Here is a 21,936-nt window from a genome sequence, read left to right on the forward strand (position 1 = left end):
AATCCCTGACCGTTATGGCCAGCGCCGGCTGGCGCGCCAACTTGTGGCGGGCATCCCAGCGCCGGCGCCGCGCCGCCAGACCATCCGCCCGCTCGCCATCATAGCTCCCGCGCCAATGCCTGGTGGGCCTGCCATTGCGCCCCAACTCACGGCTGATGGTTGAGGCCGAACGCCCCAGCATCTGGCCGATCGCCTGCATCGAGAGCCCCTTGCGCCGCCCAATGTCGATCTCAACCCCCTCCCGCAGGCTCAACTGCTCATACAAAGTTCCCATCGCACCAACACCATAGCAGGTGTTGCACTTGTGGCGTGAGTCGAGGGAATCTCACTTCATTGAAGTGTAAAAGTGGGGTTCCCGCTTTCGCGGGAATGACGCCGCAGACGGGACGCCGCCTAAACCGCCAGAGCCGCCTTCTTCGCCAGCCGCGCCCTGATGCTTCCCACATCGGCCTTGGGCGTGGCGGCAAACAGGGTCTGGGTATAGGCGTGCTGGGGATTGCCGAACACGGCCTCGCGCGTGCCATGCTCCACCACATCGCCGAAATACATTACCATCACCTCATCGGCGATGTAGCGCACCACCGACAGATCATGGCTGATGAACACATAGGTCAGCCCGAACTCGTCCTGCAGATCCTTGAGCAGGTTCAAAATCTGCGCCTGCACGCTCAGGTCCAGCGCCGATACCGGCTCATCCAGCACCAGGAAGCTGGGGTTGAGCATCAAGGCGCGGGCAATGGCGATACGCTGGCGCTGCCCGCCCGAGAACATGTGCGGGTAGCGATTGAAATGCTCGGGACCCAGGCCGACCTTGATCAGCATGGCCATGGCCTTTTCGCGCCGCTCAGCCGCCGACATATCGGTGTTGAGCAGCAATGGCTCGGCAAGCACGTCGCCGATCTTCTGGCGCGGATTGAGTGAACCATAGGGATTCTGGAACACGATCTGCACCTTCTGGCGCATCTCGCGGCTCACATGGCGGGTATCAACGGGAACGCCGTCGATCAGGATCTCGCCCGCAGTGGCAGGGTCGATCAGCGTAATCATGCGAGCGAGCGTGGATTTACCGCAACCGCTCTCACCCACCACGGCCAGGGTCTTGCCCTTCTCGAGGGTAAAACTCACGCCCTTGACGGCATGAACGATCTTGGCGGGGCGCAGGAAACCGCCGGAAGAGACATAGTCACGCGTGAGATTGCGGACTTCAAGAACAGGTGTCGCCATGGCCTAAACTCCCGGCGCCGGTTCGAACACGAAATCGGACACCGTCGGCAGGCGGTCACCCACGGCATTCTCCGGCAGGGCGGATAGAAGCGCCTTGGTGTAGTTCGACTTCGGCTCCTCAAACAGGGAGAGCACGTCGGCCTCCTCCATCTTGCGCCCCTTGTATTGCACGATGACGCGGTCGGCCGTCTCGGCGACGACCCCCATGTCGTGCGTGATCATGATCAGCGCCATGCCATGTTCGGCCTGCAGGGCCACCAGCAGGTCCAGGATCTGCTTCTGGATCGTCACGTCGAGCGCCGTGGTGGGCTCGTCCGCAATCAGCAGCTTGGGATTGCAGGCGATGGCCATCGCGATCATCACACGCTGGCATTGCCCGCCGCTCATCTGGTGCGGAAACGCGCCCAGCCGTTCGGCGCCATCATTGATGCCGACGAGTTGCAGCAGCTCGATTGCCCGGCTGCGAGCCTCCCGGCCCGTCAGGCCCAGATGCTTGGATAGCACTTCTTCGATCTGGAAACCCACGGTAAAGCAGGGGTTGAGGCTCGCCACCGGTTCCTGGAAGATCATGGCAATATCCTTGCCGATGATGCGCCGCTTTTCTTCACGGCTCATCTTGAGCAGGTCGAGGCCTTCGAACTCCATCTTGTCGGCGGTTACCGTGGCCGTAGCCGGCAGCAGTCCCATGACGGCGAGCATGGCCACGGACTTGCCCGAGCCCGATTCGCCCACAATGGCCAGCACTTCGCGGGCGTCGACCGAGACGTCGATCCCATCCACGGCCTTGAACAGGCCGACGGAAGTGTCAAAGGATACGGTCAGGTTCTTGATGTCTAGCAGAGGCATGGGTCAGCTCCTCTTGAGCTTGGGATCGAGCGCATCGCGCATCCCATCGCCGATGAGGTTGATGGCGAGCACGGTGATGAGGATCGCTAGGCCCGGAAAAGTCACGACCCACGGTGCGCGCAGGATGAACTCGCGGGCCGAGGCCAGCATGGTGCCCCATTCAGGCGTTGGCGGCTGCGCGCCCATGCCGAGGAAACCCAGTGCCGCGGCATCGAGGATGGCATTGGAAAAGCTCAGCGTTGCCTGCACGATCAGGGGCCCAAGGCAGTTGGGCAGGATGGTGATGAGCATCAGCCGGATATGACTCGCGCCCGAGAGCTTGGCAGCAGTCACATATTCCCGGTTCTTTTCGGCCATCACCGCTGCGCGTACCAGGCGCGCAAAGTGCGGTTGCAGCACGATGGCGATGGCCACCATGGCGTTGAACAGACCGGGCCCCAGGATCGCGACCAGCACAAGCGCCAGCAGCAGCGAGGGGAAGGCGAGGATGATGTCCATGACGCGCATGATCATGGCATCGACCCAGCCGCCGAAATAGCCTGCCAGAACGCCCAGGATGACGCCCACGAAGAGCGCGCCGACAACGACGAAAAGCCCGATAAAGAGCGAATAGCGCGCGCCATGGATGAGGCGACTCAGGATATCGCGGCCGACGGGATCGGTACCCAGCAGGAAACGTGGATCACCCATCGCGTCCCACATCGGAGGCACGAGGAGCGCATCGCGATATTGCTGGTCCGGCGAATGGGGAGCGATCAGCGGTGCAAAAATGGCGATCAGCACCAGCAGAGTGAAAACTACCAGCCCGATGACGGCACCGCGGTTGACAGAATAATAGTGCCAGAATTCGCGCAGGCCGGCGCCAAACTCGGCCTTGACGGGTGCAGGGGTTGCCTGGATCTCACTCATTTACTTCACCCGAATGCGCGGATTGATGACGGCGTAGAGCACATCGACAAGCAGGTTCACGGCCATCACGATGAGGGCGATCAGCAGCAGGCCCGACTGCACCACGACATAGTCGCGCTTGGAGATGGAATCGATCATCCACTTGCCGATACCGGGCCAGGAGAAAATGGTCTCGGTGAGGATAGCACCGCCCAGCAACAGACCGACCTGCAGGCCGATAGTGGTGACGACGGGGATCAACGCATTGCGCAAAGCGTGAACATTGACGACCCGGCGTGGCGACAAGCCCTTGGCGCGGGCGGTGCGGACGTAGTCCTCGCCCAAAACTTCAAGCATCGCTGAACGGGTTTGGCGCGCAATGACCGCGAGCGGGATCGTGCCCAGCACGATTGCCGGCAGGATCAAGTGCCGCAGCGCCGAAACAAAGGCCGGCCAGTTGCCATAAAGGAGCGTGTCGACCAGCATGAAGCCGGTGATCGGCCGCAGGAAAAACGTGAGCGAAATGCGTCCAGACACCGGCGTCCAGCCAAGATAGCCGGAAAAGAAGATGATCAGCAGCAGGCCCCACCAGAAGATGGGCATGGAATAGCCAGTCAGCGCTACACCCATGGTGAACTGATCGAACCATGAACCACGCTTGACGGCCGCAAAGATGCCGGCGGGAATACCGACGGCGACGGCGAACAACATGGCGACCAGCGCCAATTCGATGGTGGCCGGGAAGAGCGCCATAAATTCGGTCAGCACGGGGCGCTTGGTCGAGAGCGACACACCGAAATTGCCCTGCAGCACGTTACCCAGATAGTCCAGATATTGCTGCCAGATGGGCAGATTGTAGCCAAATTGTTCGCGCAGGATTTCGTAGCGTTCAGGCGTCACGCCGTGCTGGCCAGCCATGGCCAGGATCGGATCACCGGGAAGCACGCGCACGAAGAAGAAGGCGCAAAGGGAAATACCGATCACTGTCGGCACGATCAGCGCAAGTCTGCGCAGAATGAAGTTCAGCATGGGCGGGTCTATACCCCTTGGGCTCTGGCCTGAAAAGCCAGTGAGCCGTTCACGTTTCCTGTAGTGGCGAGCTATTTTGCCGGGTGCCGCTGTTCGGCGCCTCTTCTGCCCGCTCTAAAGCGGGGAGCCCCGTTCCGGCATCTGCCAGACCGAGGCTCCCCTTGTTGCTCGAAGGCTAAGCCTTATTCCTGGATGTCCACGCCCTTGAAGGAGTGGTTGCCAAGCGGGCTCATCTTGTAGTTCAGGACGGTCTTCTTCATGGGCATGAAAACACGGCTGTGCGCGAGCGTCATGGCCGGCTCTTCAGCCTTGAAGATTTCCTGGGCCTTGGTGTAGAGCTCGGCGCGCTTTTCCTGGTCGGAGGTGGTCTTGGCTTCCTGGATCAGGGCCTCGAACTCGTCGTTGCACCACATCGAGTAGTTCGACACACCAATGGCCGAGCACGAGAACAGGGTGGCGAAGAAGTTGTCCGGATCACCATTGTCGCCGGTCCAGCCGATCTGGAACGGACCCTTGCGGTCTTCTTGCTTGCCGCGCTCGCGATACTCGGTCCACTCGTAGGAGACGATATTGGCATTGACGCCAACGGCGGCCCAGTCGGACTGGATCAGTTCGGCAACGCGCTGTGCGTTCGGGTTGTAGGGGCGCGACACGGGCATGGCCCAGAGGTCGGTGGTCAGGTCGGTGACGCCGGCTTCCTCGAGCAAGCGCTTGGCTTCCTCGGGGTTGTATTCATCGGCGGGAATCGCGTCGTTATAGGACCACATGGTGGGTGGGATCAGGTTCTTGGCGTCCTGGCCGGCACCCTGGTAGACCGCTTCGATGATGGCAGCCTTGTCGATCGCCATGGTCAGCGCCTTGCGGACATTGACGTTGTCGAACGGCGGCTCGGTCACATTGTAGGACATGTAGCCGATGTTGAGGCCTTCCTGCTCCATCACGGTCAGGTTCGGGTCGTTCTGCAACTGGGCGATATCGGCAGGTGCCGGATAGGGCATGATATCGCATTCACCGGCGAGCAGACGCTGTGCGCGCACCGAGGGATCGGTGGTGATGGCGAACACCAGATCGTCGATCGGCTGCTTGCCATCCCAGTAATCAGCGAAAGCCTGGTAGCGAATGACGGTGTCGAGCTGGTAGTCGACGAACATGAAGGGGCCAGTGCCAACCGGCTGGGTCGAAAACGCGGCCAGATTGCCATCGGCTTCGAGCTTGTCCGCATATTCCTTGGACACGATCGAAGCAAAGTCCATTGCCAGGTTCGCGATCATCGGAGCATTTGGCTCGGTGAGGACGAACTTGACGGTCAGATCATCGACCGCGACAATTTCCTTGAGGTATTTGGGCATGTCCATGCCCTGGAAGTAATCCCAGGTCATGCCTTCAAGGTAATTGTACCAGACGCTGTCTTCCTTCCACTGACGCTCGAAGGAGAAGACGACGTCTTCAGCATTGAAATCGCGCGTGGGCGTGAAATAGGGCGTGGTGTGCCACTTTACGCCGGGACGCAGCTTGAAGGTGATCTCGAGACCATCTTCGGAAATTTCCCAGCTCTCGGCCAGGGCCGGCGCCACTTCGGTGCCGCCGGGAACGAACTCGACCAAGCGGTTGTAGATGGCGTGCGATGTCGCATCGAAGTCGTTACCGCCAGTCAGCGGGCCGGGATCGAAGTGTGCGGGGGAAGCCTCAGAGCAATAAACGAGCTGCTTGCCCTGGGCGGCGCCAGCGGCCAGCGCCACGATGGCGGTCGCTGCAAACAGCGATTTCATCAATTTCATGAATGTTGTCTCCCGAATATATTGTACGCACCCGGCTTGCCACCAGAGCTTGGCGCCAACAAAGCGTAGAATCCAGGGGAGCGCAATGGGCTAGTTTGACCATTTGGTCAACTTGATGACAGCCGGACGAACATTCCACAGGAATGGACGGATGTAGAAAGATCCGTTCGCCGCAGCTTTGTCGGCTTGACCTCCGTACCCCTATGGTCATCCTTGCGCCGATACCGCCGCATTTTCGTAGATGTCCATGAGCCCTTTTCGAGCGAGCATCCTTCTCCTGGCGGGGGCACTTTGCAGTCTTCCAGCGAATGCCCAGCAGGCCGGCTGGTCCTATTCCCCGCTTCCTGGGGAAGGCGATCGTGCCGCGATCGGATGTGGGCTGGAATCGACGCCGGAAATCTTTGCCTGTGTCGCTGTTCGCTGCGAGGATGATTTCAGCACCGGGGTTCATATTTATACCAGCCGCCCGCAAAGCGATGCGGGACGCTGGGCCATTACCGTCGACAAGGAAACACGCTCGTTCGACGCGGAAGCCGCCGCGCCGTACGGGGCTCGGCTGGTGGGCGATTTTTCCTGGGTGCTCCATAATCTGGCCAATGGAGCCGTGGCTTATCTTGAGCCAGAGGACGGCTCACCCATGCCGGACAACCATATCGCGCTCGATGGGTCACTCTATGCGATCAACCGCGCACTGGCATTGTGTGCGCCACGCAATCCTCCGCCCGTCGAACCGATCGGCACGCCCAGCGTTTAACGACAACACCACTATGGAGAAGCCTTATGGACCGCCGCCCGCTCGGACGCAGTGAACTCGTCATCGAACCCCTGGTACTGGGAGGCAATGTCTTCGGCTGGACCGTGGATGAACAGAAGGGCTTCGAGATCCTCGACGCATTCGTGGAGGCCGGCTTCACAGCAATCGACACCGCCGAGGGCTATCCCAATTGGGTGCCCGGCAATCCGCCCGGCATGAGCGAAACCATCATCGGCAATTGGATGAAAGCCCGCGGCAATCGCGAGGCGGTCCACATCTTCACCAAGGTGAATTCGGACAAAACGCCCGGCGGCTTGAAAGCAGACGCCATTCGGGAAAGCTTCGACGCGTCGCTCGAGCGGCTCCAGACCGACTATGTCGACCTCTATTTCAGCCATTGGCCGGATGATCAGGCGACCCATGAGGAGACGCTTGGCGCCTATGACCCGCTGGTCCGGTCCGGGCGCGTCCGGGTGATCGGCGCTTCGAACTACACTGCAGGCATGGTCAAGGAGGCCAACGAAGTTTCGGTCATCAAATCCTTGCCACGCTACGAAGTCCTGCAGCCGCGCTACAATCTTTATGACCGTGCAGAATTTGAAGCGCTGCGCGACACGGTGCTGGAGAACGATCTCGGGGCAGTGGTGTACTACAGCCTCGCCTCGGGGTTTCTGACGGGCAAATATCGCAGCAAGGCCGACATCGGCAAGTCAGCCCGCGGCGGTGGCGTCGAGCGCTATTTCGATGCCAAGGGCGAGGCGATCCTTGCGGCTCTGGACAAGGTTGCGGCGGCCAATGATGCGACCCCGGCGGAGGTTTCGCTGGCCTGGCTCGTGGCACAGCCTGGGGTTACGGCCCCGATTGCCTCGGCGACGTCGGTGGAGCAGGTCAAGAGCCTCGCCAAGGGCGTGCGGTTGAAGCTGAGTGACGAGGATTTACAGACACTTACCGAGGCCGGGAAGTAAGCTGATCTCATACGGCGTCATTCCGAATCCACAGTGAGATTCCCGCTTTCGCGGGAATGACGCCGTGGGTGAAATGGCCGTGTGAGGAATCTCACCACTCGAAATCGGGGCCGTTGACGCGGGCGCCCATCAGGAACACATCGCTCATCAAGCGGAGGGGGGCGGCGTCGATATTGCTTCGGTTTTGCTCGAGCAGGCTTGCAAAGTGCTCGTACATTGCTGCGTATTCGCTGTCCCCATGCTTGAGCACCAGTTCATCGTTGACACTGAGGCTGCGCCCGCCGCCTTCGAGCTTGAGGATATCGCCCGTTCCGGTCTCGAAACGGATGGTCCAGATTTCGCCGCTCTCTTCGAGCCAGTTGAAGCCGGCTGACAGTTCGGGCTTGTGCAACTGGCCGGACTTGAAGCCGATCTCGACATCGACCGGGGTCTGACGGTTGGCTGGGAAGGTCAGCCGGGCGCTCTCGACGAACACAGGGAACGGCATGACCTTGGTGAAGATCGAAAGCGCGTTGATGCCCGGGTCGCAGACGCCGAACCCGCCGGGCTCCCAGACCCAATCCTGGCCCGGATGCCATTTGCGGACGCTTTCGCGCCAGTCGATGCGGGCAGACTTGACGCCATCCCTGGCGAGGATGTCGCGGGTGCGATCGACAGCGGCGTTATATTGGGAGTGCCAGGTCTGGTAGAGAACCCGGTCGAGCCGCCTGGCGTGATCGATCAGGTCGTCCAATTCGGAAATCGTGGTGGTGGGTGGCTTTTCCATCATCACGTCCTTGCCGGCATCGAGCGCCTCGCGGACATATTGGTGGCGGATGCCGGGGGGCGTGCAGATCGACACCAGATCGATCTCGGGCATGGCGGAATAGAGTTCGCCTGGCGTCTTGAATACCGGGACACCATTGTGGCCGATGCCACGGGTCGAGACAGTGGCAACCAGTTCGAAATCGTCGGATGCGTCGATCACCGGCAGGTGTTGGTCCTGTGCGATCTTGCCCACGCCGATGATGGCGATCTTGCGTTTGGCCATGGCTTGGCTCCTCCCCGAAAGTGCCGCGTATAGAACAGAGACGAGCCGGTTCTGCCAAGGGCATTTGTATGATTTTTTCTAGCGGACCAGGATGGCCCGGAAATCATTGACATTGGTGCCGGTCGGCCCGGTCACCAGCAGGTCCCCGATTGCCTCGAAAGCCGAATAGGCGTCATTGCCGGCCAAGGCCGCCAAGGGGTCGATACCAGCCTTGCGCAGGCGGGTTGCGGTGGTTCCATCGACAAAGGCGCCGGCGTTATCCTCCGAGCCATCGATGCCGTCCGTATCGGCGGCCAGTGCGGAAATGGTTTCAACACCGTCGATGGCGATGGCCAGCGCTAGCAGGAATTCGGCACTACGCCCGCCCCGCCCCTTGCCGCGCAGGGTCACCGTGGTTTCCCCGCCCGAAAGCAGCACGCAAGGCTTGGTGAACGGCCGGTTGCGGGCGGCAATCTCCCGTGCCATGGCGGCATGGACCTGGGCAACATCGCGGGATTCGCCCTCGATGGAATCGGACAGGATTGCCGGCTCGACCCCCGCCTCCCGCGCAAGCTTTGCTGCGGCATCCAGCGAGAGGGCGGCCGAAGCGATGGTGCGAACACTGTTGCGGGCAAAAACCGGATCATCGGGCCGAGGCGCCAGATTTTCGTCGCCGGCCAGCAGCGCATGAGCATGCGGCGGCAGGTCCAGCCGATAAAGATTGGCATATTTCCGCGCCAGCTCGCGCGTACCGGCAAGGGGAATGGTTGGCCCGGAGGCCACGAGCGCGGGGTCGTCACCGGGCACATCGGACACCACAAGGGTCGCGACCCGGGCTGGCGCACAATGGGCGGCAAGCCGGCCGCCCTTGATGGTCGAGAACTGATTGCGCAGCAGGTTCATGACGCCAATCGGCGCTCCGGAGGCCAATAGCGTCCGGTTGATCGTCTGTTCATCATCAAAGGTCAGCCCTGGCGCCGGCGCCGGCAAAAGAGCCGAGCCACCGCCCGAAATCAGCGCAATAACCAGATCGTTGGCGCTGAGGCCCGAAACCATTTCGAGGATGCGCCGCGCGGCGAGGAACCCGGCTTCATCCGGCACGGGGTGGGCCGCTTCGACGATTTCGATGCGATCGCATTTTTCGGCATAGCCATAGCGGGTCACCACAAGGCCCGAGAGCGGCCCGTCCCAGGCCTGTTCCAGGGCACGAGCCATCTGGGCGGAGGCCTTGCCCGCGCCAACCACGATCGTACGGCCCACAGGACGCTCCGGCAGGTGCTGCCGGACGGCCAGTCCAGGTTGGGCTTGCGCTACGGCTTGGCGGAACATCTGTTCGAGCAGGTGGCGGTCCATGCGATCTCCCGGCTTGCGATTCGCTGTCGGCAAGGATAGCCACCATTGAAGCAGGTCCAGTGTCAAACGATCGACATGAGACTTGGCTAGCGGCTGGAGCAAGGAGTTCCGATGACAGAACGATTCGCCATCTATTTCGCCCCTTCCGCCACCAGCAATCTGTGGGAAAGGGCCGCGACCTGGCTCGGCCGCGATGCAAGCAATGGTGAATTGTTCAGTGGCACTGTCGCCGGCATCGACCGCGACCGCCTGCTGAATCTGACCCAATCGGCCAATCGCTACGGCTTTCACGCGACCCTGAAGGCACCGATGGCGCTGGTCGATGGTGCGACCGAAGCGGATCTGCGCGCGGCGCTGGCAGCATTCGCCGAGCGACACAGCCCTGTCGATCTGGGGAAGCCGCGCTTGGCGTCGCTTGGCAGTTTTCTCGCCCTGCTGGTCGATGACAACGAGCAATTGCAGGATTTTGCCGCCCATGTGGTGGAGGATTTCGAAACCTTCCGCGCTCCGATGTCCATCAAGGACCGCGCGGCCCGCTCGGAGGGGCTGTCCGAGCGGCAGATCGAACTGCTTGACGGTTATGGCTACCCTTACGTGTTCGAGGAATTCCGCTTTCATATGACGCTGAGCGATCGGCTGGCCGCCGAGGATGCCGGCGAGATTGCACAGGCGGCGCAGACCTGGTTCAGTCCCGTGCTTGACGAGCCCCTGCTGCTCGATCGCTTGTCGCTGTTTTGGGAGCCGGACACGGGCAAGCCCTTCCGGCGCGTGGCCGATTTCAAGCTGGGGGCGCCGCAATGACCGCACTGGCCCTGCACAATGCCCGCATCGTTCTGGCCGGCGAGGTCATCGAGGGAAGCCTTGCCATTCAGGATGGCTTGATCAGCAGCCTGGACGCAGGGCCCGCAACAATTGGCGAGGACATGGAGGGCGACTTTCTTGTTGCCGGACTTGTCGAGCTTCACACCGACCATCTGGAAAATCATTACCGCCCGCGCCCCGGCGTGTTCTGGGACCCGCTGGCGGCATTGCATGCCCATGATGCCCAGATCGCGGCGTCGGGCATAACGACCGTGTTCGATGCCGTTCGCATCGGGTCGGACACCGACATGCCCGATATGGCGCCCCATGTCGGCATGCTGACCGGCGCTATTGCCAAGGCGAGCGAAGCCGGCTGGCTGCGGGCCGAGCACTTTGTCCATTTGCGCTGTGAATTGCCCAGCCATGACGTGATCGGCCAGTTCGAAACCTATGCCACCCTGCCCCTGACGCGGCTGGCATCGATGATGGACCACACGCCGGGCCAGCGCCAGTTCCGCTCCATCGAGGACTACAAGCGCTTCTACAAAATTGGCCGCACCCAGGCCGAGCTGGACCAGTATATCGCCGACCGGCTCACCGACCATGCACGCTATGCCGCCCCGCACCGGGCCCACATCGCGGACCGCGCGCGCGAGCTTGGCCTGTCCCTTGCCAGCCACGACGATGCCAGCATCGAGCAGGTCGAGGAATCGGTGCGGGACGGCGTTGCGATTGCCGAATTCCCGACCACGCTGGAAGCCGCATCCGCTGCCCATGACGCGGGCCTCGCGATTCTGATGGGCGCGCCAAATGTGGTGCGCGGCCGCTCGCATTCAGGCAATATCTCGGCGACCGATCTGGTGCAGGCGGGGTTGTTGGATATCTTGAGTTCGGACTACGTTCCCTACGCCATGTTGCAGGCAGCGTTCGCCCTGCCGAGCCGGCTCGAGCAGATCAGCCTGCCCGCCGCATTGGCCACTGTCTCACTCAACCCGGCCAAGGCCGCCGGCCTTGAGGATCGCGGAGAAATCGCCATAGGCAAGCGAGGCGATCTGGTGCGGGTCCGGATGGTTGGCGATTTGCCGGTGGTGCGCGGCGTATGGCGCCAGGGCCAAAGGGTGAGCTGACCGATGGCGCGACCGCTTGGTGCACTGGTTCTGGTCGTGGGTCCCTCGGGGGTCGGCAAGGACACGTTGATCGGCGGCGCGCGGCAGGCCCTTGGCAATGACAAGCGCTTCACCTTTGTGCGCCGGATCGTGACGCGTCCGGCGGCTGTGGAAGTCGAGGACCACGACAGCATGGACGCCCAGACCTTCGGGCAGATGGAGGCGGCGGGCCGCTTCGCCCTTTCCTGGGAAGCCCATGATCTGCGCTACGCGCTGCCGCTCAGTGTGGATACCGACCTGGCGCTGGGGCGGGTGGTGGTGGCCAATGTTTCGCGCCATGTGGTGGCCAGGGCCTGCAGCAAATATCCCAGCTGCGCGGTGCTCCTGATCACGGCGGAAATATCGTGCCGTGCCGAGCGCCTGATGCGGCGCGGGCGCGAGAATGCGGACCAGATCACCTCCCGGCTGGCGCGCGAAAGTGCTGCGGTGCCCGCAGGTATCGATCCCATCATAATCGACAATTCGGGGCCGCTCGCCATCGGGGTTACGGCCTTTGTGATGGCGCTAAGAGCAATCGCCGCACAGGACTGACCGGCAATTGAACCAGCCCTGCCCTTGCCGCGTTCCCTACTGATAGCGTCAGGAGTTCTCATGAGTCGCAACGGGTTATATGCCATCATCGCCATCCTGCTGGTCGTCCTAGTGGGGTTCGGCATCTACACGTATCAGGAACAGTCCCGCCCCGGCCTCGAAGTGCGGGTCGATGATGGGGGGATCTCTATCGATGGCAATGGTTAATCACATCAACGGCCATAACGCCGCCATTGCCGATGCGCTGAGCCGGGAGCTGCGGCGGCAGGGCATTTCAGGGGCCGATATCGAAGCACTGGCCGCAGCCGTGGCGGATGCACTTGAGCGAGAAGCGCCGCCATCCGAAGGCAAGCGCCCGGAAGAACTCAACGCCACCAACGATGACTGATTGTTGCAATCTGCATTGAAAAGATGACGAGGCGAGGCAGTTCAGCCTCGCCTTTTTTATGCGATGTCGGTGCCGTGGTCGCGGACAGCCTGGGACACGGCCAGATGGGCCTTCTCGACGGATGGGAAATGCTGACCATCGATGGCGAAGGCGGGCAGCTTCACGGCGAGGAACCGGAAGCCCTCGGCCTGTGGCACGACAACGCCAAGCGGCTCGCCCGCGACCTCGATCACGATGGGCTTCTGGGCCTTGGCCCGACTGATATTGTTTTCCTGCATTGGTGGAATCTCCACTTGCGCGTCAGGACAGCTGAAGCGACGGACAACTGGTGTACCGTCGGGCCGTCAACGCTGGGGTTTATCGAAACTAGAAGACGAAGGTGTGACGAAGGTCACATTCGTTTGTTGCGACAAATCCCTTGCCAGCGTTTGGCGATTTGCATGTGGGTACGTACGAGCGTGCAACTTGCATGGATGGTGAATGTCAGAGATGGAGTCATCTTCATTCCTTTCCTGCTGGTTGACGACGAGACATCGGCAGTTGGCGATGCGAGGGCAAGATAAGCGCGTTTGCGCGTAAATGCTAGCGGCTCTGGCAGCTACAATCGCACAAAAAGAGAAAACGATGCCTACTTTCGGCGCAGTTCAGAAAACCGGGCATTTCCGATCATGTTTGTCGAGGGGCCGGAGCAACGCGGCAGTGCTTGAACTTGGCGCAACAATCTGTTGATGTTCCCGGCCAAGCAAGACGCCAAAGCGATATCGCAGGCGGAGGGGAACGAGACAGTGTCCGAAGACGTGCCCGCCATAGCGGGCAAGCGCGGCGCCAAGCCATCAGGCAAGCCGACGCTCAAAACCATTGCGCAGATGACTGGTCTAGCGGTGACCACCATTTCGCGGGCGCTCAATAACGCTCCCGAACTGGCACAGGATACGCGCGAGCGCGTGCAAAAGATCGCCGCGGAGATCGGCTATCTGCCTGACCGGGCGGCGCTCCGCCTCAAGACTGGACGCACCAACGTGATTTCGCTGGTGCTTGAGCCCGACGAGCAGATTTATGGCTTCGGCACGTCCATCGTCTCGGGGCTGACAGAAGCGATGCGTGACACTGCGTTCCACCTCGTCATCACGCCGCTGTTTCGCAACGTCTCGCCCATGGAGCCGATCCGGCACATCGTGCGCAACCGCATGGCGGACGGGGTGATCTTTTCCAAGGCCGAGAGCTTTGACGAGCGCATCCGTTTCCTGCTCGATAACGACTTCCCCTTTGTGAGCCACGGCCAAAGCCGCTGGCCCGAGGCGCATCCGTTCGTCGATTTCGACAATGAAGCCTATGCCTATGGGGCCGTGCAGCGCTTGGTGCAGAAGGGGTGCAAGAAGGTTTCCATCGTGCTGCCCGAAAGCGCGCTGACCTATACCGACCATCTCAAGAACGGGATAGCGCGGGCGGCCAATGAAGCCGGTATCGCGCATGAATTTGCCAGCGACGTGACCCTGCAAAGCCCGAGTGACGCGATCCGCAACTATGTCATGAAGCGGTCCAAGCGCCCCGATGGCCCGGACGGCTGGGTCTGCGCCTCCGAAGTGTCGGCGCTCGCAGTGATCGGCGGCCTCAACGAAGTGGGCAAGACGGTGGGCGTGCTGTCCCACGTCATCAGCAAGCAATCGAGCCCCATGTTCGCCCAGTTCCAGACTGGCGCGGAAACAGTGCGCGAGGATTTCGTGATGGCCGGCCAGCAATTGGGTGCGCAATTGCTGGCGCGGATCGGTGGTGCCGACCCGGCTGGCCTGCAGTTTATCTCCGCGCCACAGTTTTCTTGGGAAGGCAGCGCGACTTAGCCTTCGAGTTCCTCGCGCAGGAGTTCGAGTTCCAGCCATTCTTCTTCGGCTGCGGCGCGCTTTGCCTCGGCCGCGATCAGTGCCTTGGACTTGGCGGCAAAGCCTTCGGGGTCCTTGGTGTAGAAATTGGCGGCGGTCAGGGCAGCGTTGATCGCCGCGATCTCGGCTTCCAGCTTTTCGATGGTCTTGGGCAGGGTTTCGAGCGCGTGCTTTTCCTTGAACGACATCTTGCGCTTGGGCGCGGGAGCCGCAGCGATCGGGGCCATTGAGGTTTTACCGGGGCGATGTGCCTTGTTGGCCGCAGCGCGCGCCTGCACGCCTTCGCCGCGCTGGATGACCATGTCGGAATAGCCACCCGCATATTCGGTCCAGCCACCATCGCCTTCGGCAATGATGATGGAGGTTGCGACGCGATCGAGGAAGTCACGGTCGTGGCTGACGACGATCACGGTGCCGGCGTATTCGGACACCATTTCCTCCAGCAAATCCAGGGTTTCCAGATCGAGATCGTTGGTGGGCTCGTCCAGCACCAGGAAGTTGGAGGGGAGCGAGAGGGCTCGGGCCAGCGCCACGCGCGCGCGCTCGCCGCCGGATAGCTTGCCGATTGGGGTGTGGGCCTGTTCGGGGGTGAACAGGAAATCCTTCATGTAGCCGACGACGTGCTTGGGCTGGCCGTTGATCTGGAGCGTGTCCGAACCGCCGCCGGTCAGCGCCTCGCGCAGGCGGGTTTCGGGGTGAAGTTTGGCGCGACCCTGGTCGAGCATGGCGAGTTCCAGCGCCGAGCCGAGCTTGATGGTGCCGCTATCGGGTGCCAGCGTTCCGGTGAGCATCTTGATCAGCGTCGTCTTGCCGGCGCCATTGGGGCCGACGATGCCGATGCGGTCGCCACGCAAAACGCGGGTCGAGAAATCCTCCACGATCACCCGGTCGCCGAAGCGCTTGGAGATATTTTCGGCTTCCACCACCAGGGCGCCGGAGGTGCGGCCCTCGGAAACCTGCATGTTCACAGAACCCGCTACCCGGCGCTGGTCACGACGATCCTGGCGCAGATTGGAAAGGCGCTCCATGCGGCCCACATTGCGCTTGCGGCGGGCGGTGACGCCGTAGCGCACCCAATGCTCTTCGCGCACGATCTGGCGGTTGAGCTTGTGGCGGTCGCGTTCTTCTTCCTCGAGCACCTGGTCGCGCCAGGCTTCGAAGGCGCCGAAGCCTTTGTCGAGCCGACGGGTAACGCCGCGATCGAGCCAGACCGTCGAGCGCGTCAGATCGGAAAGGAAGCGACGGTCGTGGCTGATCAGCACCATGGCCGAGCGCAGCGAATCGAGTTCGGCCTGCAGCCACTCGATGACCGGCAGATCCAGATGGTTGGTAGGCTCGTCGAGCAGCAGGATATCGGGCTTGGGGGCAAGCACGCGCGCGAGGGCGGCGCGGCGGCCTTCGCCGCCTGAAAGCTTCTTGGGGTCCTCGGTGCCGCTCAGGCCAAGCGAGCTCAGCAGATATTGGGCGCGGTATTCATCATCACCCGGCCCCAGGCCCGCCTCGACATATTCGAGGGTCGTCGCATAGGCCGACAGATCGGGCTCCTGCGGCAGATAGCGCAGTGTTGCGCTGGGTTCGACGAACCGCACGCCACCGTCATAGGCCACGTCGCCCGACGCGATCTTGAGCAGGGTCGATTTGCCCGAGCCGTTACGGCCCACCAGCGCGATGCGCTGGCCGGGTGAAACGATCAGTTCGGCGCCTTCGAGCAGGCGCGTGCCGCCGAAAGTCAGTTGAATATTTTGAAGCGTAAGAAGGGGTGCTGCAGCCATGAGCGCGGATAGATCACACGAAAGGGGGAAAGAAAAGGCAGGTCAGGGCGTTGAGGACCCTGACCTGCCCGGGGAGACGGATGCAGCAAGCCCCCGTCGTCACGGCCGCAGGACAAGATCGGCGTCCTGCGCTATGGCGACAGAAAACCACAACATAACATGACTGTCAAAGTCATATTTCTAAAATCCGCCTGGACCACCACGTTGGGGGGTGAGGAGCAGATGACGCCGTGGATACGACGAACAGTTCGCCCAGCCTAGTGCAGGGGCTCCATCACGGCTTCCAGTGTGGAGAGGCCCAGTCGATCACGGATGGAGCGCTTCTTGCTGGCGAGATCGGCGATGGTATAGCTCGCCAGCACCTCGAAGAATGCGCCCAGGGCTTCACGCAGGGCGCCATTGAGATCGCACTCGCCGATCAGCGGGCAATCGGCGCCGTCTTCGAAACACTCGGCCAGCGCAAAATTCTCTTCGGTAAGGCGGATCGTGTCGAGAAGGGTAATGTCCTCGGCGGCCTTGCCAAGCTTGATGCCGCCATGCCGGCCGCGCACCGTCGCCAGCAAGCCATTCTCGACCAGCGGCTTGATCAGCTTGAACAGGAACAGCTCGGAAATGTTGTAGGCCTTGGCAATATCGGCCACCCGGCTCAATCCCGGCTCATTGACGGCGCAGTAGACCAATGTGCGGATGGCATAGTTGGATTGTCTGGTTAGTCTCACTTTGGAGCCTTCATGGGTAGGAAAGTCGGGCCGATTGCCGCTCGAAAAGAGCAGAATCGACGCCCTGCCGCCGTTAACGAATGGTCCTAGCTTATAACCATTCTAAAATAAGTCAACATAACATGAACTCGCAGTTCAGGTTAGGAATCCAGATCCTCTGGACTACACGTCAAGTTCTTCTTATCAATTATCCTATGTTAGGGGAGCAAAGATGGGCAATACGATCACACGTGCGGGACTGAGCGAAGTGGCAGCAGCGCGGACGGGATTGAGCAAGACCGACATCGCTGCCATCGCCGATTCCATGTTCCAGCTGATGGGCACCGCGCTGATGGAGCGCAAGAACGTCAAGCTCACCGGCTTTGGCTCATTGCAGGTCCGGGCCCGCGCACAGCGTGTCGGGCGTAATCCCCGGACCGGGAGCGAGCATGTAATCTCGCCCCGCCATACGGTGATCTTTACGCCCAGCGCGCAGCTACGCCAGGCTTTGACGGACAAGGCCGTTGTTTCGGATGCAGGCCCGGCCCATGCCGAACCGGCGCAAGATGCACCGCCCGCCGGCTAGGCCCGGCCATATTCCTGCCCGATCAGACTTGCCGCCTTGCTGCCAATCGCCATGGCGGGCGCATTGGTGTTGCCCGAGACGATCTGGGGCATGATCGAGCAATCGATGACCCTGAGGCCGTCGAGCCCACGCACCTTGAGGTGGGGCGAAACCACAGCCATCGGATCGTTCTCCGTTCCCATGCGCAGCGTTCCGACCGGATGGTAGTTGGTTTTGACGGTCTGCCCGCAATAGCGCTCAAGCGCCTGTGGATCTTCCATAACCGCGGCACCCGGCAGCAATTCTTCCGCGATCTTGGATTTGAGCGGCTCGGTCTGCAGCAATTGCCGCGCCGTCGCCAAGGCCGCGATGGTCAGTCGCAGATCGTCGGGGTGCCCGAAGAAGTTGCAATCGACCAGCGGTTGGTCGGCGGGATCAGCGGAGCGAAGCGTGACCGAACCGCGCGCCTTCGGCCGCAGCAGGCATGAGGTGAAGGTCACGCCCCAGGTCGGCTTGGCCGCGCTCACGTCCCGATCCAGATAAACGATCGGCGCGCAGTAGAGCTGGATCGTCGGACGATCGCCCCCGTTCGGATCGAAAAACAGGCAGGCCTCGATGCCGGTGGTGGTAACGGGTCCGGAGTTGAACAGCAGATATTGCAGGCCATTGCGGATCATCGGCCAGCCCTTGTCCTGCCCAAAATAGCCGGACGGGGCTTTGGTCGTCGCGATCACCGGGACTTCGTGGTGGTCCTGCAGGTTCTGACCGACGCCGGGCAGATCGGCGAGTACCTCGATGCCGTGCTCGCGCAGGTGATCGGCGGGCCCAATGCCGCTCAGCATCATCAGCTTGGCGCTGTTATAGGTGCCTACCGCCACCAGCACCTCCTTGCCCGCGCGGGCGGTGTGGGCCTGCCCCTGTCGTGTATAGGCGACGCCCACGGCGCGGCCATCTTCGATGATGATGCGGTCCACCCGCGCGCCGGTGATGATGGTCAGCCGCTTGTCGGCGGCCAGCGGGTCAAGGAACGCTTTTTTGGCGTCCGAGCGCTCCTTGTAGCGCCCCCACTGACCATAGGTATGCTGCATGATGCCGACGCCGCTCTGGCGGGCGCCGTTGAAATCGGGGTTATGTTCATGTCCCAACGCCTGTGCTGCGGCGAGGAAGTCCTGCGTGGTGCCGGTCACATGGCCCGGGTCGGACACGCGCAGATTGCCCGCGGTGCCGTGGAACTGGTCACTAAGCCGGCTATTGGCCTCAAGTTCGGTGAAATGGGGCAGCATGTCCTGGTAGGACCAGTCGTGGCTGTTGCCCAGGCTCGCCGCCCAGCCATCATAATCGTCGGCCTGCCCGCGCATATAGACCATGGCGTTGACCGCGCTGCCGCCGCCCAATGCCTTGCCGACCGGAACGATCGGTGCCCGGCCGCCCAGTTGCGGCTGTGGCACGGTCTTGTGCATTTCGAGATAGTCGTCTCGCGCCAGGAACTTCATGTATCCGGCCGGCATGGCCATGATGCGGTTGGTGCTGGCGGGGCCGCGCTCCAGAAGTAGCACGGTGAAACCGAAATCGCGGACCAGGCGCATGGCGGCAACGCTGGCTGCAGAGCCGCCGCCAGCGATAACAAAGTCATATTCCACTTGAGCCGCTCCCCCTCGCCCATTCGCCGCTTGTTGTTGCGGCCTGATCAGCCCGTCTTGTTGCGCAGGCGCGAGGCTTCAGCCTGGGCCTTTTTCTGTGCCTTGCGTTGCGCAGCCAGGGCCGCTGCTTCATCGCCAAGGTGCGCCACGCCGCGCTGCCGGGCAAGATCGATCTGGCGTTGCCGCTCAGCCGCCGCCGCATGTTTTTCGGCATCACCGGAGCAGTGTGGGCAGGCAACGCCCTCTTGGAAGGCAGGGTCGGCTCGGTCAGCTGCCGTCAGCGGATGCCGACAGGCCCGGCAAAGCGTTGCGTCGCCTTCGGCCAGCCCATGACCCACCGACACGCGCTCATCGAACACGAAACACTCGCCAGCAAAGCGGCTTTCGATTTCCGGAACGGTTTCCAGATATTTGAGAATGCCGCCCTTGAGGTGAAACACCTCCTCGAAGCCCTTGCTCAAAAGGTAGGACGACGCCTTCTCGCAACGGATACCGCCGGTGCAGAACATCGCCACCTTCTTGTCGCGCTGCGGATCGAGGTGCTCCTCGACATAGTCCTTGAACTCGGTGAATGTCTTGGTTGCCGGGTCCAGCGCACGCTGGAAGGTTCCCAGCCCCACTTCATAGTCGTTGCGCGTATCGACCAGCACCACGTCGTTGCGCTCGATCAGCGCATTCCAGTTTTCCGGCTCGACATAGGTGCCCACCTGCCGCGATGGATTGGCTTCCGGCGCGCGCAGGGTGACGATCTCGGGCTTGAGGCGAACCTTCATGCGCAGGAACGGCATGGCCTCGGCAGTGGAGTATTTAACCTCGGCGCCACTCAGCCGGCCGCTGAACAATGTGCCTTCGAACAATTCGGCGGCCAGGGCGTCGATTGCCTCGGGAGTGCCGGCCACGGTGCCGTTGATGCCTTCCGGCGCGAGGATCAGCGTGCCCTTGATGCCGTGGCTGCAGCAGAACTTTGCCAGCACGGGCTGGATCGCCTCGGCATCCGGCAGATCGGCGAACTTATAGATCGCCATGACCTTGTATGGTTGATTGGCTTGGGGCAGATTGGGGCTCATAACATCACGCAGTCCGGTCATCGGCCTGGCTCATACCATCTGCCGCACGCGCGGCCAAATCGAGAAATCGTTGGAGGACACCATGACCTATCGGGCCGATACGGCACGCTATGACACCATGCAATATCGCCGCTCCGGCCGGTCCGGACTGAAACTGCCGGTGATCAGCCTGGGCCTCTGGCAGAATTTTGGCGGCACGCGCGACTATCCCTCTGCCATGGAAATCCTGGGATATGCCTTCGACAATGGCATCACCCATTTCGACCTGGCCAATAATTACGGCCCTCCCGCAGGGTCTTCCGAAGAGCTGTTCGGCCAGGTCATGGCGCGCGACTTCCGGCCCTATCGGGATGAGCTGATCATCTCCACCAAGGCCGGCTACAATATGTGGCCCGGCCCCTATGGCGAATTCGGCAGTCGCAAATATCTGCTGGCGAGTCTGGACCAATCGCTCAGACGCATGGGGCTGGACTATGTCGATATCTTTTATTCCCATCGCTACGATCCTGAGACGCCGCTGGAAGAAACCATGGGCGCGCTGGCCCATGCGGTGCGGCAGGGCAAGGCGCTCTATGTCGGCATTTCAAGCTATCCGGAAGCGGAAACGCGCGAGGCCCACCGCATCCTCAAGGAGATGGGGGTCGCGACGACCATTCACCAGCCCAGCTATTCGATGATCAACCGCTGGATCGAGAACGACCGCACGATCGATGCCTGTGGCGAGCTTGGCATCGGCGTTATCGCCTTCTCCCCGCTGGCGCAGGGTGTGCTTTCGGGCAAGTACAATTCCGGCAAAACGAGCGGCACACGTGGGGAGAACCCGAACGGATCGCTCCGCGCCAGCCATATCGAGCCGCGGGTTCTCGAAGCCGTAGACAAGGTCGGCGAGATTGCCCGGGCGCGCGGTCAATCCATGGTGCAACTGGCGCTGTCATGGGTGCTGCGGCGTCCGGAGATGACCTCGGCGCTGGTCGGGGTGCGCAATCTTGACCAGCTCAAGGACAACCTAGGCGTGCTCAACAATCTCGATCTGAGCGCCGAAGAAATCGCCGCGATCGACGAAGCGACCAAGGGTGGGCAGATGGAACTGCAGCCCCGCCCTAGCGGCTGGCTGCGCTAGGCGTCACGCCCGCCGGATCGGCAGGTGGTGCCTCCCTCCCCTTGGAGGGAGTGTTCGCCTTGGACTTTTGCCGACCTGTCAGTTTCGCCGCGTCATTCCCGCGAAAGCGGGAATCTCACTTCCCTTCGGCACAAAGGTGGGATTCCCTCGACTCACGCCACAAGTGCAACACCTGCTATGGTGTTGGTGCGATGGGAACTTTGTATGAGCAGTTGAGCCTGCGGGAGGGGGTTGAGATCGACATTGGGCGGCGCAAGGGGCTCTCGATGCAGGCGATCGGCCAGATGCTGGGGCGTTCGGCCTCAACCATCAGCCGTGAGTTGGGGCGCAATGGCAGGCCCACCAGGCATTGGCGCGGGAGCTATGATGGCGAGCGGGCGGATGGTCTGGCGGCGCGGCGCCGGCGCTGGGATGCCCGCCACAAGTTGGCGCGCCAGCCGGCGCTGGCCATAACGGTCAGGGATT

At 61.9% G+C, this 21,936-nt stretch carries 24 protein-coding genes; 11 read left to right on the forward strand and 13 right to left on the reverse strand.

Annotation, left to right across the window (positions count from 1 at the left end):
• From C8264_RS21590 to C8264_RS21615, 6 genes are all read right to left on the reverse strand, one after another.
• Positions 1-274: helix-turn-helix domain-containing protein (locus C8264_RS21590; RefSeq protein ID WP_162783794.1), on the reverse strand; the 274-nt coding region annotated here is incomplete at its 3' end.
• Positions 275-393: 119 nt separating this feature from the next.
• Complete coding sequence (locus tag C8264_RS21595) at positions 394-1,224, reverse strand: dipeptide ABC transporter ATP-binding protein (RefSeq protein WP_108463051.1); 831 nt, start codon at positions 1,222-1,224, stop codon at positions 394-396.
• 3 nt (positions 1,225-1,227) lie between these two features.
• Positions 1,228-2,070, reverse strand: a complete 843-nt coding sequence (locus C8264_RS21600; protein WP_108463052.1) for an ABC transporter ATP-binding protein — start codon at positions 2,068-2,070, stop codon at positions 1,228-1,230.
• A 3-nt stretch (positions 2,071-2,073) separates the two neighbouring features.
• Positions 2,074-2,979, reverse strand: coding sequence for an ABC transporter permease subunit (locus C8264_RS21605; RefSeq protein WP_108463053.1), 906 nt, complete (start codon positions 2,977-2,979; stop codon positions 2,074-2,076).
• The gene (locus C8264_RS21610) at positions 2,980-3,987 is read right to left on the reverse strand and encodes an ABC transporter permease subunit (RefSeq protein WP_108463054.1); all 1,008 of its coding nucleotides are present in this window, start codon (positions 3,985-3,987) and stop codon (positions 2,980-2,982) included.
• 182 nt (positions 3,988-4,169) lie between these two features.
• Complete coding sequence (locus C8264_RS21615; RefSeq protein ID WP_108463055.1) at positions 4,170-5,765, reverse strand: ABC transporter substrate-binding protein; 1,596 nt, start codon at positions 5,763-5,765, stop codon at positions 4,170-4,172.
• Between the two features lie 247 nt (positions 5,766-6,012).
• Between C8264_RS21615 and C8264_RS21620 the strand changes: the two genes are divergently transcribed.
• Both C8264_RS21620 and C8264_RS21625 read left to right on the forward strand, forming a co-directional pair.
• Positions 6,013-6,519 carry a hypothetical protein gene (locus C8264_RS21620; RefSeq protein ID WP_162783841.1) on the forward strand — a complete coding sequence of 169 codons (507 nt, stop codon included), beginning with the start codon at positions 6,013-6,015 and terminating at the stop codon, positions 6,517-6,519.
• Positions 6,520-6,545: 26 nt separating this feature from the next.
• Positions 6,546-7,484: an aldo/keto reductase gene (locus C8264_RS21625; protein ID WP_108463057.1), complete on the forward strand. Its 939-nt coding sequence runs from the start codon at positions 6,546-6,548 to the stop codon at positions 7,482-7,484.
• A gap of 91 nt (positions 7,485-7,575) precedes the next feature.
• Here the strand turns inward: C8264_RS21625 and C8264_RS21630 are convergent, their stop codons facing one another.
• Together C8264_RS21630 and C8264_RS21635 are read right to left on the reverse strand one after the other, a co-directional pair.
• Complete coding sequence (locus tag C8264_RS21630) at positions 7,576-8,514, reverse strand: Gfo/Idh/MocA family protein (protein ID WP_108463058.1); 939 nt, start codon at positions 8,512-8,514, stop codon at positions 7,576-7,578.
• Positions 8,515-8,592: 78 nt separating this feature from the next.
• Positions 8,593-9,846 carry a glycerate kinase type-2 family protein gene (locus C8264_RS21635; RefSeq protein ID WP_108463059.1) on the reverse strand — a complete coding sequence of 418 codons (1,254 nt, stop codon included), beginning with the start codon at positions 9,844-9,846 and terminating at the stop codon, positions 8,593-8,595.
• A gap of 111 nt (positions 9,847-9,957) precedes the next feature.
• Here C8264_RS21635 and C8264_RS21640 point away from each other — a divergent pair, with 111 nt between their 5' ends.
• Genes C8264_RS21640 through C8264_RS21655 form a run of 5 tightly spaced genes read left to right on the forward strand, consistent with a single transcriptional unit; the run spans position 9,958 to position 12,732 of the window.
• Entirely contained in the window at positions 9,958-10,647 is a 690-nt protein-coding gene (locus tag C8264_RS21640) for a DUF1045 domain-containing protein (RefSeq protein ID WP_108463060.1), read from the forward strand.
• Positions 10,644-11,774 carry an alpha-D-ribose 1-methylphosphonate 5-triphosphate diphosphatase gene (locus tag C8264_RS21645; protein WP_108463061.1) on the forward strand — a complete coding sequence of 377 codons (1,131 nt, stop codon included), beginning with the start codon at positions 10,644-10,646 and terminating at the stop codon, positions 11,772-11,774. The genes C8264_RS21640 and C8264_RS21645 overlap by 4 nt, the downstream gene beginning before the upstream one ends.
• A gap of 3 nt (positions 11,775-11,777) precedes the next feature.
• Positions 11,778-12,344 (forward strand): phosphonate metabolism protein/1,5-bisphosphokinase (PRPP-forming) PhnN, encoded by a 567-nt coding sequence (gene phnN / locus C8264_RS21650; RefSeq protein WP_108463062.1) that lies wholly within the window; start codon positions 11,778-11,780, stop codon positions 12,342-12,344.
• Positions 12,345-12,404: 60 nt separating this feature from the next.
• Positions 12,405-12,551, forward strand: a complete 147-nt coding sequence (locus C8264_RS22430) for a hypothetical protein (RefSeq protein WP_205245761.1) — start codon at positions 12,405-12,407, stop codon at positions 12,549-12,551.
• Complete coding sequence (locus tag C8264_RS21655; protein ID WP_108463063.1) at positions 12,538-12,732, forward strand: hypothetical protein; 195 nt, start codon at positions 12,538-12,540, stop codon at positions 12,730-12,732. The genes C8264_RS22430 and C8264_RS21655 overlap by 14 nt, the downstream gene beginning before the upstream one ends.
• A gap of 56 nt (positions 12,733-12,788) precedes the next feature.
• On the opposite strand, the gene C8264_RS21660 is transcribed toward C8264_RS21655, so the two are convergent.
• The gene (locus C8264_RS21660) at positions 12,789-13,010 is read right to left on the reverse strand and encodes a hypothetical protein (protein WP_108463064.1); all 222 of its coding nucleotides are present in this window, start codon (positions 13,008-13,010) and stop codon (positions 12,789-12,791) included.
• Between the two features lie 507 nt (positions 13,011-13,517).
• Here C8264_RS21660 and C8264_RS21665 point away from each other — a divergent pair.
• On the forward strand, positions 13,518-14,570 hold the full coding sequence (locus tag C8264_RS21665) for a LacI family transcriptional regulator (RefSeq protein ID WP_245893436.1): 1,053 nt from the start codon (positions 13,518-13,520) through the stop codon (positions 14,568-14,570).
• Here C8264_RS21665 and C8264_RS21670 read toward each other — a convergent pair.
• Both C8264_RS21670 and rirA read right to left on the reverse strand, forming a co-directional pair.
• Complete coding sequence (locus tag C8264_RS21670) at positions 14,567-16,381, reverse strand: ABC-F family ATP-binding cassette domain-containing protein (RefSeq protein WP_108463065.1); 1,815 nt, start codon at positions 16,379-16,381, stop codon at positions 14,567-14,569. The two genes, C8264_RS21665 and C8264_RS21670, sit on opposite strands and share 4 nt — an antisense overlap.
• A gap of 257 nt (positions 16,382-16,638) precedes the next feature.
• Positions 16,639-17,100, reverse strand: a complete 462-nt coding sequence (gene rirA / locus C8264_RS21675; RefSeq protein ID WP_108398435.1) for an iron-responsive transcriptional regulator RirA — start codon at positions 17,098-17,100, stop codon at positions 16,639-16,641.
• Positions 17,101-17,311: 211 nt separating this feature from the next.
• Between rirA and C8264_RS21680 the strand changes: the two genes are divergently transcribed.
• Positions 17,312-17,665, forward strand: coding sequence for an HU family DNA-binding protein (locus tag C8264_RS21680; RefSeq protein WP_108463066.1), 354 nt, complete (start codon positions 17,312-17,314; stop codon positions 17,663-17,665).
• Here the strand turns inward: C8264_RS21680 and C8264_RS21685 are convergent.
• Both C8264_RS21685 and trhO read right to left on the reverse strand, forming a co-directional pair.
• On the reverse strand, positions 17,662-19,284 hold the full coding sequence (locus tag C8264_RS21685) for a GMC family oxidoreductase (protein WP_108463067.1): 1,623 nt from the start codon (positions 19,282-19,284) through the stop codon (positions 17,662-17,664). The two genes, C8264_RS21680 and C8264_RS21685, sit on opposite strands and share 4 nt — an antisense overlap.
• Positions 19,285-19,331: 47 nt before the next feature.
• Positions 19,332-20,351: an oxygen-dependent tRNA uridine(34) hydroxylase TrhO gene (trhO, locus tag C8264_RS21690; protein WP_108463070.1), complete on the reverse strand. Its 1,020-nt coding sequence runs from the start codon at positions 20,349-20,351 to the stop codon at positions 19,332-19,334.
• 82 nt (positions 20,352-20,433) lie between these two features.
• Here trhO and C8264_RS21695 point away from each other — a divergent pair, with 82 nt between their 5' ends.
• Together C8264_RS21695 and C8264_RS21700 are read left to right on the forward strand one after the other, a co-directional pair.
• On the forward strand, positions 20,434-21,471 hold the full coding sequence (locus C8264_RS21695) for an aldo/keto reductase (protein WP_108463068.1): 1,038 nt from the start codon (positions 20,434-20,436) through the stop codon (positions 21,469-21,471).
• A gap of 191 nt (positions 21,472-21,662) precedes the next feature.
• Positions 21,663-21,936: helix-turn-helix domain-containing protein (locus C8264_RS21700; protein ID WP_162783794.1), on the forward strand; the 274-nt coding region annotated here is incomplete at its 3' end.

This window comes from Devosia naphthalenivorans (assembly GCF_003056355.1).
Lineage (GTDB): Bacteria > Pseudomonadota > Alphaproteobacteria > Rhizobiales > Devosiaceae > Devosia > Devosia naphthalenivorans.